The organism is Gryllotalpicola sp. CP2-P1, from assembly GCF_057512245.1.
In genome coordinates, this window is sequence record NZ_JBLRDT010000365.1 from 1 (window position 1) to 1,408 (window position 1,408).

Below are 1,408 nucleotides of genomic sequence, written 5' to 3' on the forward strand. Positions count from 1 at the left end.
TCCGTCATCGCCGCGTTCTCAGGGTCCGCCATGATCGCCGCGCGCACTTCGTCGAGCGTCATGACTCCATCCTGACGCTGCGCACGCCGCACGCCGCACGCCGCACGGGCGCGGGCAGGCCCGCGCTTACGGCGCCGCCGGCGCGCCCGCCCGCTTGAGGTACTCGGCGGCCTGCGCCTCGTCCATCGCGACCATCCCGCGGATGCCGTGAGCCGACCGCGAGAGCGCGTCGAGCCAATGCCGATTCAGGTCTGGCACCTTCGAGCCGTTGAAGCGGAAGGCCATCGGGATTCCGGGAGCGATCCAGAGGCTGATGCGCCCTGAGCCCTCCTCGGCCGGGATCTGCCAGTTGAGCAGGAAGGTCTCGCCGACCCGCAGTTTCGCGGTGATCGCGATCTTCAGGTGCGCCAGCAGGCGATCCTCGATCCGGTAGTCCACACCGGCGTACGTCAGCGTTCCCATTGCCTTCTCTCTTGTCCCCACCGACACTACGGGCAAGGGGCGGGTTCCCGCCTCACCCCTAGGGGTGTATCGACCCACCCCTACGCTGGAAGGCGTGCCACTCATTCGCATCACGCTGGTCAACGACTACGACGTCGTGGTTCGCGGCCTGGCCGCGATGCTCGACGCCTACCGCGACACCTTCGAGGTCGTCGAGCTCGACGCGGGTACCGAGCCGCGGCGGCAGGCCGACATCGCCCTGTACGACACCTTCGCGGCGACGGCCGGCGATCGCGAGGACGCGAGGAATCTCGCGCGCGACCCGCGCGTCGGCAAGGCCGTCGTCTACTCGTGGGACCTTGACGAGCAGCTGGTCGAGCAGGCACTCGCGAACGGTGCAGCCGGCTACATCTCCAAGGGGCTCCCGGCCCGCGACCTCGTGGCCGCCCTGCTCGCCATTCACAAGGGCGACGGCCGCGTGCACCCCGTCCCCGCCGGCGCGCTCACGGCGGTCGTCGGCGACTGGCCCGGGCGCAACGAGGGGCTCACGCAGCGCGAGTCCGAGATGCTGGCGCTCATCACGCAGGGCCTGAACAACGCGCAGATCGCCGAGCGCACGCGCCTGTCGATCAACTCGGTGAAGTCCTATATCCGCACCTGCTACCGCCGCATCGGCGCCACGAACCGCTCGCAGGCAATCCTGTGGGGCATCGAGCACGGCTTCCGCCCCGACCACATCCGCACGCGCCGCAACTGACGGCCGCACGCTGCTGCGCGAATTCGCGAACGGATGCCGCGGGCCGCACAAGCCGAGAGAATGGTCGGCATGGTGCACGATCACGACCACGGGGCCGCCGGCGCGACGAACCGCGTGCGGCTCACGGTCGCGCTCGTGATCACCTGCGCGATCCTGCTGGCCGAGGCGGTGGGGGCCGCCCTCACTGGCTCGCTGGCGCTGATCGTCGAC

Annotated in this window: 2 protein-coding genes; one reads left to right on the plus strand and one right to left on the minus strand. The window is 70.0% G+C overall.

Annotated elements, in window-relative coordinates; translation table 11 throughout:
- Positions 1-126: 126 nt before the first annotated feature.
- Positions 127-462 carry a DUF7882 family protein gene (locus ACM2XV_RS15250; protein ID WP_344775832.1) on the minus strand — a complete coding sequence of 112 codons (336 nt, stop codon included), beginning with the start codon at positions 460-462 and terminating at the stop codon, positions 127-129.
- A 94-nt stretch (positions 463-556) separates the two neighbouring features.
- Between ACM2XV_RS15250 and ACM2XV_RS15255 the strand changes: the two genes are divergently transcribed.
- Positions 557-1,198 (plus strand): response regulator transcription factor, encoded by a 642-nt coding sequence (locus ACM2XV_RS15255; protein WP_487027559.1) that lies wholly within the window; start codon positions 557-559, stop codon positions 1,196-1,198.
- Positions 1,199-1,408 lie beyond the last annotated feature (210 nt).

What these genes read in the sequence shown, in the direction of transcription:
- ACM2XV_RS15250 (WP_344775832.1), bottom strand. Translation starts at nt 462, where the DNA reads ATGGGAACGCTGACGTACGCCGGTGTGGACTACCGGATCGAGGATCGC.